The organism is Prevotella melaninogenica (assembly GCF_013267595.1).
GTDB classification, from domain to species: Bacteria; Bacteroidota; Bacteroidia; order Bacteroidales; family Bacteroidaceae; genus Prevotella; species Prevotella melaninogenica_D.
The window spans coordinates 105,150-123,213 of the sequence record NZ_CP054010.1; the positions used below are offsets into that span (position 1 = coordinate 105,150).

At 40.0% G+C, this 18,064-nt stretch carries 12 protein-coding genes; 8 read left to right on the forward strand and 4 right to left on the reverse strand.

What is annotated here, in order from left to right; genetic code table 11:
• Positions 1–3: 3 nt before the first annotated feature.
• The 5 genes from FIU21_RS00425 (at position 4) to FIU21_RS00445 (ending at position 8,391) form a co-directional block, all read left to right on the forward strand.
• Positions 4–960, forward strand: coding sequence for a hypothetical protein (locus FIU21_RS00425; RefSeq protein WP_004359895.1), 957 nt, complete (start codon positions 4–6; stop codon positions 958–960).
• Between the two features lie 668 nt (positions 961–1,628).
• Positions 1,629–2,933, forward strand: a complete 1,305-nt coding sequence (locus FIU21_RS00430) for a putative porin (RefSeq protein WP_004359894.1) — start codon at positions 1,629–1,631, stop codon at positions 2,931–2,933.
• A gap of 47 nt (positions 2,934–2,980) precedes the next feature.
• Entirely contained in the window at positions 2,981–4,342 is a 1,362-nt protein-coding gene (locus tag FIU21_RS00435) for an imelysin family protein (RefSeq protein WP_036886107.1), read from the forward strand.
• Between the two features lie 103 nt (positions 4,343–4,445).
• Positions 4,446–6,143 carry a di-heme oxidoredictase family protein gene (locus FIU21_RS00440; protein WP_004359892.1) on the forward strand — a complete coding sequence of 566 codons (1,698 nt, stop codon included), beginning with the start codon at positions 4,446–4,448 and terminating at the stop codon, positions 6,141–6,143.
• 82 nt (positions 6,144–6,225) lie between these two features.
• Positions 6,226–8,391 (forward strand): cytochrome c biogenesis protein CcsA, encoded by a 2,166-nt coding sequence (locus FIU21_RS00445; RefSeq protein WP_004359891.1) that lies wholly within the window; start codon positions 6,226–6,228, stop codon positions 8,389–8,391.
• Positions 8,392–8,625: 234 nt separating this feature from the next.
• Here FIU21_RS00445 and FIU21_RS00450 read toward each other — a convergent pair whose 3' ends face one another.
• The 4 genes from FIU21_RS00450 to FIU21_RS00465 form a co-directional block, all read right to left on the reverse strand.
• Positions 8,626–9,378: an ABC transporter ATP-binding protein gene (locus FIU21_RS00450; protein ID WP_036886105.1), complete on the reverse strand. Its 753-nt coding sequence runs from the start codon at positions 9,376–9,378 to the stop codon at positions 8,626–8,628.
• The gene (gene secA / locus FIU21_RS00455; RefSeq protein ID WP_004359889.1) at positions 9,359–12,718 is read right to left on the reverse strand and encodes a preprotein translocase subunit SecA; all 3,360 of its coding nucleotides are present in this window, start codon (positions 12,716–12,718) and stop codon (positions 9,359–9,361) included. The genes FIU21_RS00450 and secA overlap by 20 nt, the downstream gene beginning before the upstream one ends.
• Positions 12,719–12,802: 84 nt before the next feature.
• On the reverse strand, positions 12,803–13,171 hold the full coding sequence (locus FIU21_RS00460; RefSeq protein ID WP_004359888.1) for a hypothetical protein: 369 nt from the start codon (positions 13,169–13,171) through the stop codon (positions 12,803–12,805).
• Positions 13,172–13,177: 6 nt separating this feature from the next.
• Positions 13,178–14,356 carry an Lnb N-terminal periplasmic domain-containing protein gene (locus FIU21_RS00465; protein WP_004359887.1) on the reverse strand — a complete coding sequence of 393 codons (1,179 nt, stop codon included), beginning with the start codon at positions 14,354–14,356 and terminating at the stop codon, positions 13,178–13,180.
• 155 nt (positions 14,357–14,511) lie between these two features.
• Here FIU21_RS00465 and bamG point away from each other — a divergent pair, with 155 nt between their 5' ends.
• The 3 genes from bamG (at position 14,512) to FIU21_RS00480 (ending at position 18,062) form a co-directional block, all read left to right on the forward strand.
• A complete protein-coding gene (gene bamG, locus FIU21_RS00470) occupies positions 14,512–15,819 on the forward strand; it encodes a BamG family beta-barrel-assembly machinery protein (protein ID WP_004359886.1) in 1,308 nt (435 codons plus the stop codon).
• Between the two features lies 1 nt (position 15,820).
• A complete protein-coding gene (locus FIU21_RS00475; protein ID WP_004359885.1) occupies positions 15,821–16,474 on the forward strand; it encodes an LptA/OstA family protein in 654 nt (217 codons plus the stop codon).
• Positions 16,475–16,796: 322 nt separating this feature from the next.
• A complete protein-coding gene (locus FIU21_RS00480) occupies positions 16,797–18,062 on the forward strand; it encodes a hemolysin family protein (RefSeq protein WP_004359884.1) in 1,266 nt (421 codons plus the stop codon).
• Positions 18,063–18,064: the final 2 nt, after the last annotated feature.

Below are 18,064 nucleotides of genomic sequence, written 5' to 3' on the forward strand. Positions count from 1 at the left end.
TTCATGATGGAAAGTAAGTTTATGCGTGCTATTTGCACAGTACTATTTTGCTCATTTACATTCTGTTATCTGTTTTTCTATCAAGCAGATGTGATGACCGTAGTACAGCACTTGGCTTCAGGAAGGCAAACCTTCTATGATCCAATGTTGGGTGCAGTGCTGATAACATTTACTTTAAAGTTACTCCAAATGGGTGTAAGCTCATTGTTTAAGTTGAAGAAGCGTGGCTTTGGCTTGACTTACTTTCCATCTTTTCTTATTCTTACAATCATCTCTGACCTTCGTCCTACAGCCGATAGCGTAACGTTTGGCAATTGGTTATGGATAGCTCCTTTGCTATTTTTGGTTTATATTTTTGTAATGTTTGCTGTCAAACGCTTTGAACCTTATGAACCAGAATCGCGTAGCTATGGTCCGTTTTCACAGATGATTTGGATAAATCTACTGCTTTTTCTTGGCTTCTTCTTATTTACTGGACTTTTCAGTAATAGTAATCGCTATTTTCATCAGCGAGCTAAAGTTGAGGCTTTGATAGATAAGAAGGATTATGCTGGTGCATTGGATGTAGTACGAACAATGCCTCATACGGATTCTGTAACATCTATGCTAACCGTCTATGCAGTTGCGCGTAGAGGTCATTTAGCAGACAGCCTTTTCTATTATCCTTTGGTGGGTGGGGCAAGTACATTGCGTCCTGGTAAGGTACATTCGTGGCTACAACCTGATAGTGTACTCTATAAAGTTACCCATAATTCAGCTAACTATCAGTTGACAGGTTTCTTGTTAGATCGCAATCTTAATGACTTTGCTCGCTATCTTCCACAGTATTATCCTGCAGATAGCCTTCGTCCACGTTATTATAAAGAAGCTCTCAAGATTCTCTCGCTTAAGAACCGAGGATTAAGACTTATTGCACCTTATAAAAAAGGTAGCTATGCTGCCTATTATTATGCAAAGTAGCATTCTTCTTTATACAATAAATTTAGTCTAAAAATATCTTTACAAATATTGTAAAAATATTCTTTTAAAAACCGAATAAAACACTATTTCTCGGGATGCTTGTAACTTGCAGCGTATCAGTATGTTGTAAAGATACTTGCGAAGTGGTACTTAATTGGACTTCAAAAGGGCGTTAATATGACCTCAAAAGGGCATCTTTTGCAAGTCAAGAGGGCGTCTTTTCGAGTCCAATTAAGCATCAATAAAAATCTACGAAAGAAAAAATCCTTACATAATCGCCAATTTGTTGACTTCCTTTTAGCCCCAATAGCCTTTAAAATCTTAAATAGGGTGTTGTTTGTTTTTGTAACGACGGTTCAATAGAATGTGTACGTTATAAATATATATAGGTGGTTTTAGGATTATAATAGATGTTAGTATGTAATTCGTCTAATACGGAAACGTGATTATTGTGACCTTAATAATTAATTGTGATAAAATAGTTTATTTATGGAATGGAGTGTTTGTATTATTTTCAATAATACCTAAATATGGTGATATACCTGAATAAAAGGTTAAATGTTGTGGTATAACTTAGGTACATAATTTCAACAGATTTAGGTATTGCCATTTAATTCAGAAAATTCTACCTTTATATACAAGTTATAAATATATTAAATAATAACTCGATGATGAAGTTTATATCTGGGGTAACTTTTGCCGTACTCCTTTTTGGTACGACCGCAGTACATGCACAAGTAAATGCAGCCGATTCTGTTATGACACATGCTAAAGGCAATAAGCTAAGTCTTGGCGGATATGGTGAAGCTGCTTATTCTCGCAATTTTTACAGTGATAATGGTAATCGTTATACGACGCCAGGTCTTTATAAGAAGGACCCAAGTCATGGAAGATTTGATATTCCGCATGCCGTTATCTATCTTGGTTATGATTTTGGAAAGGGCTGGTCGTTAGGTTCTGAGATTGAATTTGAACATGGTGGCTCTGGTTCTGCAATAGAATATGAGGCAGACGAGGCGATTGAGTTTGAACATGAAACAGAGAAAGGTGGAGAAGTTGAACTTGAACAATTTTGGCTTCAGAAATCATTCAGTAAAGCCTTTAATATTAGAGCAGGTCATATTGTAGTTCCATTTGGTTTAGTGAATGCACACCATGAGCCATTAAACTTCTTTACAGTATATCGTCCTGAAGGGGAAAACACAATTCTTCCAAGTACATGGCATCAAACAGGTATTTCTTTCTGGGGCAAGGCTGGTGATTTTAGTTATGTTGCACAGATGATTGCAGGATTGGATGCTTATCATTTTAGTCGTGCTAACTGGATTCAGAAAGGCACATCAAGTCCTTTCGAGTTCGAGGTTGCTAATAAGTATGGTTTCCTTGCACGTGTAGACAATCATACTATTCCTGGTCTTCGTATTGGTGTTAGTGGCTATGTTGGTCAGGCTATGCACAACAATGTTCCACATGATAGTGAGAAGGGAGAGAAGAAGAAGATTAAGGGTAATGTCTATCTTGGTAGTTTAGACTTCACCTATAATAAGTATAATTGGATTGCACGCGGAAATATTGACTATGGTTATGTAAGCAACGCGCAAGAGATTTCTCAGCTTTCATACCCTAATGTACAGTATGTTAAGCCATATGAGTCTGGTAATGGTAAATACTTCGGAAGTCATGCAATGGCAATGATGTTTGAGGTAGGTTATGATATCTTCTCTCAGATTCACAAGATGCGTGAAGACAATCAGAAGCTTTATGTTTTCGGACATATTGAGCACTATGATTCTTACATTCACGCTACAACAAAACAGTGGACGAATAGAACCGTTCTTGCAACAGGTATTAACTATTATCCTATCCCACAGATTGCTATTAAGGCAGAGTACAATTATCGTAATCTGAAGAAAGGATATAACGATGAACCTTCTATTAATATAGGTATTGCTTACGAAGGTTTCTTCCTCTAAAAAGCAAAGAATAAAGATTGTATAACCATAATTAGAAAGGGATTATAATGAAAAAAGTAACAAAACTTGCGATGTTCCTCCTTGCAGGAACATTAGCTACAGGCTTCGTATCATGTAGTAGTGATGATGATGAAGTTATTAACACAACAATTCTTACACCTGAACAGCAATCTGCTTTAAGCCAGGCCGAAAGCGAAAGTAGAGCAAACGCTAATAAAACAGAGATGGGTAAGGTTGTTGCCAACTACATTGATGAAGTTGTTAAACCTACATATTTAGACTTGGCAAAGAAGTCTGATATTCTTTATAAGGCTTGCCAAAATCTTTATCAGAAACGTAAAGCAGGTACTTTGACCCAGAATGATATTGATGCAGCTTGTGAGGCTTTCAAAGGAGCACGTCGAGATTGGGAGCAGAGTGAGTCTTTCCTCTATGGTGCAGCTTCTGACAATGAGATCGACCCACATATCGACTCATGGCCACTCGACCATGATCAGTTGACAAGGGCATTGAATGATGCTAATGTTATTGCAGGTATTAATGGTGAGAACCCTACCAAGTATGTTTATGACAATAATGGTAACTTTGATTCGGTATTAGGTTTCCATGGCTTGGAGTTTGTACTCTTCCGTAATGGTAAGAATCGTACCGTAGCAGATTTCAATGCAGAGAAGGAAACAGAAGCAGGTCTTACAAGTGTAAGTACAGTGAACGAAGCTGCCTTTGCAGCAGCTGTTGCCAGTGACCTCCGTAACATGACTTATCTCTTGGAATATGGTTGGTTAGGTACAACTATCCCAACATCACATTTGAATCAGCTTGCAAATGCTATGTGGGTAGTCAATGGAACACGTCACAGAGGACTTTCTGCAAAGAATATCCCATACCGTGATTATTCACAGTTCGCCACAAAGGAGAATGGTATGTTTGCTTCATGGCATGAGACACTGAACAATATCTTTATTGGCGGATGTAGTGGTATTTGTGAGGAGGTCGCTTCACAGAAACTTGGTCAAGCTTATCGTAAGGCTACAGGTACTGGTACGGAAAAAGATGCAGCTAACTACATCGAGTCACCATACAGTAAGCGTTCATTCCAAGACTACCAGGATAACATCTATTCTATCAAGAACTCACTCTATGGCGTACGTGGTACAGAGAACATCTCTACCCCAGCTCAGTACTCTATCATGAACTTCTTGAAGAATAACAACTATCCTAACTACAATGAGTTGAACAACGCTCTTAACGAGGCAATTGCAGCCTTGGAGACAGCTAAGAAGAGCGGTATTGCATTCATTGACCAACCAGGTAATCCACAGGTTAAGACTTGCATTGATAAGGTTGATGCTTTGAACGAAGCACTTAATGCTGCTGGTACATGGATTAACAAACAGACAGACAAGTAATCTGATTCTTGCAAATCTGAAAAGCAAATGTCAATAATAAACGTAGCCTTGTCTTCTCTAAGATAAGGCTACGTTTCAAACGTAAATTTAATTATAAAACATTATGAGACACAACAGCTATAGCAATTTTTTACTTGCTGGAGCACTATTATGTTCGTTTGCTGCATGCTCAGATGACAATGTTTCACCAGAAACACCACTAAAGCCATCAGAGCCTGAAACGAAGTACATTGGTCAAGCGGTAGGTAACTTCTCTGCAGACGAATGGTACCCAGGTGGCAAACTTGGTACAACAGAGAACACCGCAGCAGGTGGTTATGAGGACAACACACCAGCTATCGACGAACAAGGCCTAACTGATCTCTTCAACCAAGGAGATATGATGGCAAGTGCTAAGTACACGCTTAGTACTGAACCATACAAAGGTTGGGGCCCTGTAGCATCCCGTCGTTCATGCGAGTATTGCCACTCTGGCGGATATAGCCATGGTCATAGTCGTAATGACATGGAACCAGTAAAGGGCAACGGTTACATCGTTTCTGTTTATACTCCTGATGCCCCAGGTAGCAACAATGGTACACCAATTGACCAGTTGACTACCTTTACGATGCTTCAAGCTGTAGAGCCATTCTTGCCACCAGTAGATCCAAAGCAGATAAAGATTACTTGGCATGATGTTACTTCAATGCCAAGCGGACTCCCAATGCAGTTCCCTGATGGTGAGAAGTTTAGTCTTCGTTATCCTTCTGTTGCTATTCCACAGTCTGCTTTCAACACAGACCCAGTGCCAAGCAACTATGAAGTACGTTTGATAGCTTCATGTAACTTCCAAGGTCTTGGTTTGATTGATGCTATTTCTAATGAAGACTTAAAGAAGCAATATGAAACAGAGGGACGCTTTGTAGAGTTGAATCCAGAGTTCTGGGACAATACAACAAAGCAGTTGAAGCCTGAAGCATGGGCAAGTGATTATTTTGGAAACAAGTTCATCAAGCGTTTCAACTATGACTTACTTGATGGCTGTCTTGAGAATGACGTTGCTCTTTGGGACGAGTTGAATGTTCTTCGTTCAGATATCAAGCACATTTGTTCTACAGAGCCATGGGCAAAAGCAATGTCAGAGAACGAGAACGTGATTAGTTACATCCAACAGCATGGTAGTGATCCTAACTCTTACGTACATCCATATTACAATGATGGAACACGTGAAGGTATCAAGAATGCTGTTCGTTATTTGCTTTCACCAAGCGACAACGTAAACCTCTATAACAATCCTTACTTCAACTTTAAGCCAGAGATGAGCGACGATGCTTATCATGCATTTATGGTTTGGCACAGAGGTATTGCTGTTCCTCGTGCAAGAAATTTGAATGACAAGGATGTACAGCGTGGTAAGGAACTCTTTACTGGTGAGTTAGGATGCGCTCATTGTCACAAGGCTTCTTGGACAACAGGTGCAGATAATCATGGCTCTTCTAAGATTATTGGCAACAAGCAGTTGCCTAAGTATGCTAATCAGAAGATTTATCCTTACTCAGACTTTATCCAGCATAAGTTGGATATGAAGAATGATATTCATGGTTCATGGTGCCGTACAACACCTTTATGGGGTAGAGGTCTGTCACTTATCAACTCTGGTGCAGAAGATCGTCTCCATGATGCTCGAGCACGCAATGAGATTGAAGCAATCATGTGGCATGCTTATAGTAAGAACAGTCAGGCTTATAATGCTGCTGTGAAGTTCTATAAGTTGCCTAAGGCTGATAGAGATGCAGTGGTTAAGTTTATACGCTCTATCTAATAATTTTAGTAAGTAACAAGAATATTTATAGGAAGAAGATGTAGTCTTAGAAGGACTCATCTTCTTCTTTATTATCTTACAGATGCGAACAAAGAAGACGCTTGAAATTATTTATGTTCTCCTTGTTATAGTGATGGCAACGGGGACAATCATTGGGAAATATACCAGTCTTGATTATGTTTCAGACAACATCTTCGGGTCGTGGTGGTTTTGTTTGTTGTGGGCTATTGGTACTGCAGCAGGCATTGTTTATTTTCTAAAGCGAAAGATTCGTCGGCTAATTGTTATAACATTACATTTGTCTTTTGTTGTAATTCTCCTTGGTGCATTGCTAACTCATCTCACCTCTAATAAAGGTGTGGTACATCTTCGACAAGGGAAAACGATAGATACGTATATTACCAAGGATGGAAATGAGGCTAAACTACCATTCAGTATTCAACTGAACAAGTTTACTGTATCTTACCATGTTGGTAATATGGCTGCAATGGATTATGCATCAATTGTCACACTTATCCAAGGAGATAAGCATGAACAGTATCAGATTTCAATGAATAATATCTACTCTGGATATGGTACACGCCTTTATCAAAGTAGCTATGATGAAGACATGAAGGGTAGTTATCTCTCTGTTAATTCCGACCCGTATGGAATTCCTGTTACTTATTTAGGTTATGCTCTTCTATTTTTCGGACTTATTGCGATGCTGATTGACCCTAAGGGAAACTTCCGGCGTTTGCTCCGTAAGGAAGCAATAGCTGGCATCATGTTGGTGATGGGATGTTTGAATGCAAGTGCACAACCTGCATTACCACGTCAGAGTGCTGACGAGTTTGAAAAGATATTGATTGTATATAATGGACGAATTTGTCCTATAGAGACATATGCTATCGACTTTACCACAAAACTTTATGGTAAGAAGAACTACAAAGATTTTACTCCTTCTCAGGTTTTAACGGGCTTTATGTTTTGGGGACAAGAGTGGATGAAGGAGCCTATCTTAAGACTAAAGGGAGCTGAACTGCGTAATAAGCTGAACTTAAATGAATATATTTCTCCTATGAGTTTGTTTGGACAACAAGGTTATATCTTAGGACCTTACCTCCAAGATGCACATAGTCAGGAGAATGACAATGTATCAAAGCAGTTGCTTGATACGGACGATAAGATGATGCTGTTGATGGAACTAACGCAAGGTAAACCCCTCAGAATCTTCCCTTATATGTCTAAGAGTAATACTGTTGACTGGTTTACACCTACTGATAGATATCCGAAAGATATGCCAAAGGAACAGCAACAGTATATTCGATCTATTCTTCCTTTAGCGGGGCAGCTTGCCAGACAGGGGAAGATAGATATGCTGAACGAGCTCATCCTGAAATTAAGAAAGTATCAATATAGATATGGTGGCAATACTATTCCATCTGATACGGTAATTAAAGCAGAGGGAATCTACAATCATTTCCCATTTGCAACTATACTTTTCATTTTTAATTTGACAGCAGGTTTACTCTCAGTCTTATTCCTTGCACATAAGAAAAGATATAGACTTTTTACCTGGTTAATGTCTCTTTCATGGTGTGTTCTTACCTTTACGTTAGCTCTGAGATGGGTTATAAATGGTACGATTCCACTTGCTAACGGCTATGAGACGATGTTACTGTTATCTTGGCTCATCATGCTTGTATCTGTTTTGACGACAAGGAAGCTACAACTTATGACAACTTTCGGATTACTCATGAGTGGTTTTATGCTTCTTGTAAGTCATCTTGGCGAGATGGATCCAAGTATTACACCGCGTATGCCTGTGTTGAATAGTCCGCTGTTAAGCATTCATGTAAGTATCATCATGATTTCTTACGCACTTCTCTCTCTTACGTTTATTAGTGCGATAGCCTATTTCCTTACTTGTAATAGTAAACGAGAAAGCGTTATGGCTGCTAATCGCCAGTTGACCGTTCTTTCACAGATTTTCCTCTATCCAGCCATAACAACATTGGGATTAGGAATATTTATTGGTGCTATATGGGCTAATATCAGTTGGGGAAGTTATTGGGGATGGGACCCAAAAGAAACGTGGGCATTGATTACCTTTATGATTTATGCTATCCCCTTGCACACCAATTCGTTTTCAGCATTAGGTAAACCAAAGAATTATCATCTCTTTATGTTACTGTCATTCTTTAGTATACTTATGACCTACTTTGGTGTTAACTATATCCTTGGTGGTATGCATTCTTATGCTTAAGGTGTACATGTGTGTTGTACTCATATGTTTATTTAGAGTTAAGGAGGGCTTCGCACAAATGGTGTTGACCATTAGCACCATATGTGCGGGGCTGCAACACCAGATGTGCGGAGTAGTAGCACACTGATAGATAAGGACAAGAAAAGTTAGTTTTTGTTGTTGCTTACAAATGAATAAGGTCTGAATGTTTCGCACATTCAGACCTTATTCGTTTCTAATATTGTTTTATGGTCTCTACAAGAAGTAGTTCTCTAACTCCTTTATCGACTCCTCTGTTATGTCATCAATATTCTTTATAATCTCACCTTTCTCCATCAATACAATTCTATTACTGATATCTGTTGTATGGTGTAGATTGTGACTTGATATGAGAATAGAAGCCTTATGTTCCGTTTTATACTCTATCAAAAGTTTTTTAAGATGATTCTGACTGCTTGGGTCGAGGAAGTTGAAAGGCTCATCAAGGATAACGAACTTTGGACAAGAGAGTAGGGCAGCAACTATGCCAACCTTCTGTTTGTTTCCTGCAGATAGTTCACGGATATATACTTTTCTGCCAAGAACATCATCGCCAAGGAAGGATTGTAAACTGTTGAGTCTTTCTTCCATCTCCTGTTCTTCAATGTTATTGACTTTTGCAATAAAGGTAAAGAACTCTTTTGGCGTAAGAAACTCTATTAAAAAACTCTCATCAAGATAAGCAGCTATATAACTTTTCCATGCGTCTTCAAGATGAGAAACCAAAGTCATATTGCTGTTAAGATTTGCTTTATCCTGTTGAGTGTTTTCGTCAGTAAGGCAGAAGTTTACGATACCACCGTCTGCTTTGATTAGATTAAGAATCAGACGGAAGAGAGTTGTCTTACCGGCGCCATTATTCCCAACAAGACCAATAATCTCGTTGGAGGGAAAACAAAAATCGGGGATAGACACAGCTGTCTTATCCCCGAATTTCTTTATAAGGTTATTAACGGATATCGCGACCATGACAATTCTTAAATTTCTTACCACTACCACATGGACATGGGTCGTTTGGACGTGGCATCTTGTCTGCACGATATGGAGTGTGGTTTACTTCCTGTGCGCCTTCGCGGGTGTCATGCTGTGCTGCAGCAACCTGGTTAGGGTCATTTAGTTCCACCTTCTCCTCTCTGTACTGCTGGCTATGCTCCTCTGGCGCAGCCTCCTGAATGTCCTCAGCTGGCTGCATCTCTGGAATCTGACCACGCATGAGTACACTTGCAGTACGATTGTTCATATCGTCAATCATGTTGTCCCACAACTTCACACTCTCCAACTTGAAGATGAGCAATGGGTCTTTCTGCTCGTAAGAAGCATTCTGTACAGAGTGACGAAGGTCGTCTAACTGGCGGAGGTTCTCTTTCCAATCATCATCAATGATGTGGAGGAGAATTACCTTCTCGAACTGCTTAACAACAGACTTAGCCTCGCTCTCGTAAGCTTCCTTCAAGTCGCATGGTATGTTGTAAACGCGCTTACCATCTGTGATTGGAACCATGATACGCTCATACATTGCGCCTTGATTCTCATATACCTGCTTTATGATAGGCCATGCAACAGTCTGGATACGCTCTGTCTTGCGTGAGAAAGCCTCCATTGCAGCCTGGAAACTGCGCTCAGAAAGTTCAGAAGTGTTACCACCATTGAACTCTTCCTCCGTGAATGGACATTCCATAGCAAGAATCTTCAAGAATTGTTCCTTGCAACCCTCATAGTCATTGTTCTCAATGATGTTTACACAACGGTCCCAAATAATGTTAGAGATATCCATGCCGATACGCTCACCCATCAAAGCGTGACGACGCTTCTCATAGATAACTGTACGCTGCTTGTTCATGACATCATCATATTCCAACAGACGCTTACGGATACCGAAGTTGTTTTCCTCAACCTTCTTTTGGGCGCGTTCAATACTATTTGAAATCATTGAACTCTCAATACGCTCACCCTCTTCAAAGCCGAGTCTATCCATTACCTTAGCAATACGCTCTGAACCGAAGAGACGCATCAACTTGTCTTCAAGTGATACATAGAACACTGATGAACCTGGGTCACCTTGACGTCCAGCACGACCACGAAGCTGACGGTCTACGCGACGGCTCTCGTGACGCTCTGTACCGATGATTGCCAAACCACCAGCATCCTTCACTTCCTGAGAAAGCTTGATGTCGGTACCACGGCCTGCCATGTTGGTAGCGATTGTTACTGCACCAAGACCATCTACAGAACGACCTGCCTCGGCAACAATCTGAGCCTCCTTCAAGTGCTGCTTAGCGTTCAATACCTGGTGTGGAATCTTACGCATGTTAAGCATCTTACTCAAAAGCTCACTGATTTCGACAGATGTTGTACCAACAAGACAAGGACGACCTTGATTTCTCATTGCCTCAACCTCGTCGATAACAGCTGCATACTTCTCACGTGCTGTTTTATAAACGCGGTCTTCCATATCCTTACGTTGGATTGGACGGTTGGTTGGAATCTCAACAACATCGAGTTTATAGATATCCCAGAACTCACCAGCCTCAGTAGAAGCTGTACCCGTCATACCTGCAAGTTTGTGGTACATACGGAAGTAGTTCTGTAAAGTAATCGTTGCGAAAGTCTGTGTCGCTGCCTCTACTTTTACATGTTCCTTTGCCTCAACAGCCTGATGCAAGCCATCGCTCCAACGACGACCTTCCATGATACGACCAGTCTGCTCGTCGACAATCTTAACCTCACCATTCAAGACAACATACTCATCGTCCTTGTTAAACATGGTGTATGCCTTCAAGAGCTGTTGCAATGTGTGTACACGCTCACTCTGAACTCCATAGTGAGCCATCAACGCATCTTTCTGGTCGATATATGTCTGCTCATCAATAACTTTATCATCCTTCTGCTTCTCAAGCGCAGAAAGCTCTGTGGTAATATCAGGTAATACGAATAACTGGTCATCTTTTACCTGTGCAGCTAACCATGCTGTACCCTTATCTGTGAGGTCACATGAGTTCAACTTCTCGTCTGTCACGAAGTAGAGAGGTTCGATGGCCTTTGGCATTTCACGGTTGTTATTGGCCATGTAATACTCCTCTGTCTTCAGCATACCAGCCTTGATACCTTCCTCAGAGAGGTATTTAATGAGGGCTTTGTTCTTAGGCAGTGCCTTAAATGAACGATAGAGGGCAAGGAATCCTTCCTCTTGGAGCTTCTGGAAAACCTCTTTATTGTTTGCATTCTTCTGTGCCTCAGCCAACTTGTGACGAGCTTCTGAAAGAAGTTCTGTAGCCTGCTTGCGCTGAACCTCATAAAGGCTCTGTACCAATGGCTGGAACTCTTCAAACATCTGTACGTCACCCTTTGGTACTGGACCACTAATAATAAGAGGTGTACGAGCATCGTCAATCAACACAGAGTCAACCTCATCGACAATAGCATAGTTGTGCTGACGCTGTACGAGGTCGGCTGGTGATACTGCCATATTGTCTCGCAGATAGTCGAAACCAAACTCGTTATTGGTACCGAAGGTGATATCTGCTTGATAAGCCTTACGACGTGAAGGAGAGTTTGGTTGGTGTTTGTCAATACAATCAACTGAAAGACCGTTGAACATATAGAGAGGTCCCATCCACTCAGAGTCACGTTTTGCAAGATAGTCGTTGACAGTTACGACGTGAACACCGTTGCCAGTGAGGGCATTAAGGAATACTGGGAGGGTAGCAACAAGGGTTTTACCTTCACCAGTAGCCATCTCGGCAATCTTACCTTGATGAAGGACTGTACCACCGAATATCTGTACATCATAGTGAACCATTTCCCATTTAAGGTCGTTGCCACCTGCTGTCCAGTGGTTGTGGTAGATAGCCTTGTCGCCATCAATAGTGATAAAGTCCTTTGAAGGGTCTGCTGCCAACTCACGATCGAAGTCGGTTGCTGTTACGATTGTTTCCTCATTCTCGGAGAAACGACGTGCTGTATCCTTGACAATAGAGAATGCTACTGGCATAACTTCATCGAGAGCCTTCTCATAGTTGTCAAGAGCTTCTTTCTCAAGTTTATCTATTTGATTGAAAATAGCTTCACGATCTTCAATCGGTGTAGCTTCAATTGTTGCACGAAGTTCGGCTATCTTCTCACGTTGTTCCTTACCAGCATCCTGAACATACTTCTGGATTTCCTTTGTCTTTGCACGCAATTCGTCATTGCTGAGTGCTTTAATCTCTGGATATGTAGCCTTTACTTTATCTACGTATGGCTGTATAAGCTTCATATCACGTGTTGACTTATCTCCGAAAAGTGCCTTTAATATCTTATTGAAATTCATTTATTCTAATTGAGTTTGTTTTTTATATTAGAGGTTCTCCCTCTTTGTTTACTTCTATATATCTATGTTTTGTAATATTGTTTATTATGCTAAAGGAAGTAAACTGGGGGCACGAATCTTGATTCCAGTCCTTAAGGAAGGATTAGGAAGGAATAGTTGTGATTCCTGATTATTATTTGATTGAGATGTTAAAGCTATGGAATAATTGTCGTATAAGTCTGTCACAAAGACTGCTTTGCTTTGTGCAGGCTCTGTTTCTTCGTCTTCTTTAATCTGCTTAAAGGCTTCAAGAACTGACAGAATCTCCTGTTCAACGCCCTTAAACGCTTGCTTATGGCAAAGATCTTCGATGTTGACATCACCCAACGCAATCTTTAGCGCAGACTGATAGCTCTGCGCCTCGACTCCTGTTGCCGCAAGTACGACAAGTAATGCGGTGATGTATTTATTCATTATCTTTTATTTCTTTGAACTACTCACGGTTGGTGCAACCGCTTTATTAATCCGCAAATGTACTATACAATGTAATAGCAAGAATGATGCCACAATTAATATTGGCAGTGGTATTTCTTGGAATAAACTTCCGAAAAGTCCTAAAATGATAAGGACTCCCCATATTTTCCACCATATTACCTTCTTCTTTTTAATTGTACTATAAAGGAAGAACAATGGTAAAGGATTAAAGAATAATAGGATGAAATTCAAGCTAACACATGGATGTTGTGAGAAAATCATAACGAAGAAGATAATTCCCATGAGCCCCGATGTAAGCATTAAAGCTAAGTCCCACGCCCAATAAACCTGCTGTCTACGATAGCTAAAGAGCATCATTACAAGACTGATAGCTGCAAATATGAGTGCTATAGATAGCGGAGAAAGTGGAAAAGCTGGTTCTGCCACTTCTGTTTCAGCATCTAATAGTATGTTAGTTTCCTTTACTAATGGCTTTCCTTTATAGGTAGCTTTATCGAAATCGCTTCTTAAGTTCTCTGGAAGAAACTGCTGTTCAGACTTTGTTGTCTTGCGATCAGCATTCACACCGAGTAGAAGGTCTTCTCCAAATTGTGACCATTTATATTTGTTGTTCCATTTATGTATCATAGAACGGAACGTAGCATCTTCTTCTGCTGGTGGGTAAACAACCTTTCCATGGAGGTGATTGACGAGCATATCACGTGCCCTTGTGGTACAGTTGTCAAAGAAGTAGTTGTAGCGATAAACAACATTTTCAGGCTTCATGTTCTCCTGCAGAGCTTCATAGATAACCTCTTTATCTTCAGCTGATAAATTAAGAACCTGTTCGACAACTCCTCGCCCTTCATAACTATATTGGGCAAGGAACATATCCATAGGTTGAACTCCCATGCGGTAGTCTGTCATACCAAGAACAAAACGAGGGATAAAGTAGGTTTGGTCGAGGGAGAAAATACCATAGTTGATGGCAAGGTCTTCTCCGCTTTCTTTGTCGTAATATCGAATAGCGGTATGACCATATTGTGCCCAAACTTCTTTACCAGGTGAACAAGTCAAAAGGGATATCTGAATGCGATCAGGATTAGTCATAGACTGAGCCCCCGCTGTAGCGTTAACAACAGACAGGATGAAAGTCAGTACAATATATAATAATCCCTTTTTCATTTTCTCCGCAAAGGTAGTAAAAAAGCATGAGAGCACAAAGAAAGCTTATTAAAAATCAAAATCCTTTATTGTTTTTCTGCAATATAGATTTTTTTTAATAACTTTGCGCCAATATATTGTTTAGACATATCGTCAGAATAAGAAAAAGAAAGCGAATGAAAAAGATAATTGCAGCAGCGTTCCTTGCAGGTCTTGCAGTACAGGTGTCAGCTCAAAGCGGAACTAACTCTCCATATAGTCAGTATGGATTAGGTGCTTTGGCATCTCAGGCAACAAGTTTTAATCGTGGTATGAACGGATTGGCATACGGATTTCATGAGCGTAATCAGGTGAACTATGCGAACCCTGCTTCATACGCTTCTGTTGACTCTCTTTCATTCATATTTGATGCAGGTGTTAGCCTTCAGTTGACTAATTTTGAGGAAAATGGTAACAAGGTAAATGCTAAGAATGCTGATATTGAATACGTTGTTGCGTCATTCAGAGCTTTTAAGCATGTGGGTGTTAGCTTTGGTCTTTTACCTTATACAAATGTAGGTTACAACTTTAGTAACACTCAAAATGTCAATGCTTTCCCAAGTACATCTTCTGTAAATGCTACGTATTCCAATGCTTATAATGGTAGTGGTGGTTTACATCTTGTTTATTTAGGTGCTGGTTGGGAGCCTTTTAAGGGTTTCTCATTTGGTGCGAATATTGGTTACTTGTGGGGAACATTGAATCGTAATTCGACAAATACCTATAGTGACAGTTATGTTAATACATTGTCAAAGAATTACTCTGCACAGGTAAAAAGCTACAAGGTTGACTTCGGTGCACAATATACTTATGCTGTAGATAAGAAGAATGAGCTGACCTTGGGTCTTACTTACTCTCTTGGACATAATTTATGGACAGAGGCTGAGTGTAATTTGATTTCAACAAATTCACAAACAAGCGTTTCTGATACAACTCGTTATGTTGTATCAAACTCTCTTGAACTGCCTCATACTTTCGGAGTTGGTTTGATGTGGAATCATAATAACCGTCTGAAGTTCGGTGTTGACTATCAGTTGCAGAAGTGGGCTAAGCTAAAGTACCCACAATTAACCACAGTCAATGGTACAACAAGCTATAATCTCGTTGATGGACAATTCAATAATCGTCATAAGTTCACACTGGGTGGTGACTACTGCAAGGGCGAACGCTATCGTGGTTTCTTTAGTCGTATGCACTATCGAGCAGGTTTTAGCTATGCCAGTCCTTATCTAAAGATTAATGGTGTAGACGGTCCACGCGAGCTTTCTGCAAGCCTTGGAGTTGGTATTCCAATCCTCAATGCTTACAATAATCGCAGTATGTTGAATATCAGTGCAGAGTGGGTGAACCAGAGTGTTACGGGAATGATCAAGGAAAATATGTTCCGTATCAACGTTGGTTTCACATTTAATGAGCGCTGGTTTGCTAAGTTCAAGGTTGAATAATATGCGTTCAAGCCTTTATTCATTTTTTATTGGATTAGTATTATTTACAGCGAGCTATGCTATGGTTTCCTGTTCGGAGGAACGTGAGCATACCGCTCCTGCTATTCATGACCGTGACTCTGTGCCGGTTATGACTACATATGGTGTCAATACACTTATCTCAGATTCAGGCGTTATCAAATATCGTATTGTTACTGAGCGTTGGGAAATTAATGAGAATAGAAGACCTTCACGTTGGACTTTCAATAAAGGAATCCTACTTACTCAGTTTGATTTGAAGAAACATGTAGTGGGTTATATTCAATGTGACTCTGCTGTTTACTTTGATAAGGACCGTCGTTGGGAACTAAGAGGGCGTGTAAGAATCCTTACAGCGCAAGGGCTTAATTTCTATAGCAATGAACTCTATTGGGATGAGCGTAACCATGAGATGTGGTCATATTCTTATTCACACCTCAAGACACCTGATAAGGAATTGCAAGGAAACTGGTTCCATAGCGATGAGCAGATGACAAATTACGAGATACGACAGACAAAAGGGTGGGGCATCTTCTCTAATAATGAGTTTATGTCGCCTGCTGGTTCTCCTCCCTTTACGCCTATTGATACCACACGTGTTGATAGCATGAAAGGTCCTGTAGTTAAACAAAAGTAATAATTGTAGTTTGATAAAACTTAAATATTCTTCCCTACCATGTATAATCTCTCTTAAATAGATAGTTTCGTGTTGTTTTAAGCGTTAGTAAGTTTATCCTTACAATACTTACTTACAACAAGTTGTTTTTCTTTCATTAATCTATTGCATTGCAATTAGTGCTCCGCACCATTGATGCTAAGCCTTCGCACGACATGTGTGGGGCATCAACACAATCATAGAAGATGAGAAAATAGGTTCACAACTGTCATATATAGGAAGAGACTTATGGCTAACATGTACGGGAAATGTTTACCAAGTCGCACTAAATAGTAATAAGAAATTGGATATAAATTTAATTATAGGAATTATAATAACAATGGTACTCTCTGCATTCTTTTCAGGAATGGAGATTGCCTTTGTTGCAAGTAATCGTCTTCTTGCGGAGATGGATAAGGAGAAGAATGGTATTGCACAAAAGTGTCTAACCATCTATTATAATAATCCGAATGGTTTTGTATCTACGATGCTTGTAGGTAACAACATTGTTCTTGTTATCTATGGTATCTTCTTTGCTCAGATATTTGATACGACACTGTTTGCATCGTTTGATTCAGCAACACGTGTGATATTAGATACTTTAGCATCAACACTCGTCATTCTTTTTACAGGAGAGTTCTTACCTAAGACCTTGTTTAAGAGCAATCCTAACCGCTTACTTACCTTTTTTGCCCCATTGGCATATGTCTTTTTTATTATTCTTTGGCCTATTAGTCGCTTTGCAACCTTTCTTGCGCGAGTCCTTTTGCGTCTTGTTGGTGTAAAGGTGGATGAGAAAGAGTCTGATGGTACGTTTACGAGAGTAGACCTTGATCACCTCGTACAGAGTACTATTGAGAATGCTAAGAACGAAGATGAAATAGAAGACGAGGTAAAGATATTCCAAAATGCCTTGGAATTTCAAGATACGAAAGTGCGTGATTGCATGGTGCCACGTACTGAGATTAAGGCTGTTGAAGAGAATTGCTCGCTCGAAGAACTACAGCAAATGTTCATAGAAAGTGGTAACTCTAAGATAGTTGTTTATGAAGGGGATATCGATCATATAAAGGGTTATATTCACTCTTCAGAGATGTTCCGTTCTCCAAAGAACTGGAAAGACCATATCCGACAAATGCCGTTTGTGCCAGAGACGATGGCTGCACATAAACTTATGCAGGTTTTCCTTATCCAAAAGAAAAGCTTGGGTGTGGTTGTGGACGAGTTTGGCGGTACCAGTGGTATTGTTTCATTGGAAGACATCGTAGAAGAAATCTTCGGCGACATTGAGGACGAGCATGACAATACAAAGTATATTGCAAAGCAGATAAATGCTAACGAGTATGTCCTTTCGGCACGTTTGGAGATTGACAAGGTGAATGAAATGTTCAATCTTGATTTGCCAGAGAATGATGATTATATGACAGTCGGAGGCTTATTGTTACACGTCTATCAGAGTTTTCCAAAACTAAACGAAATTGTTACTGTTGGACAATATGAGTTTAAGATAATCAAGAAGACCATGACAAAAATAGAACTCGTACGGCTAAAAGTCAATAGTACAGAGTAATT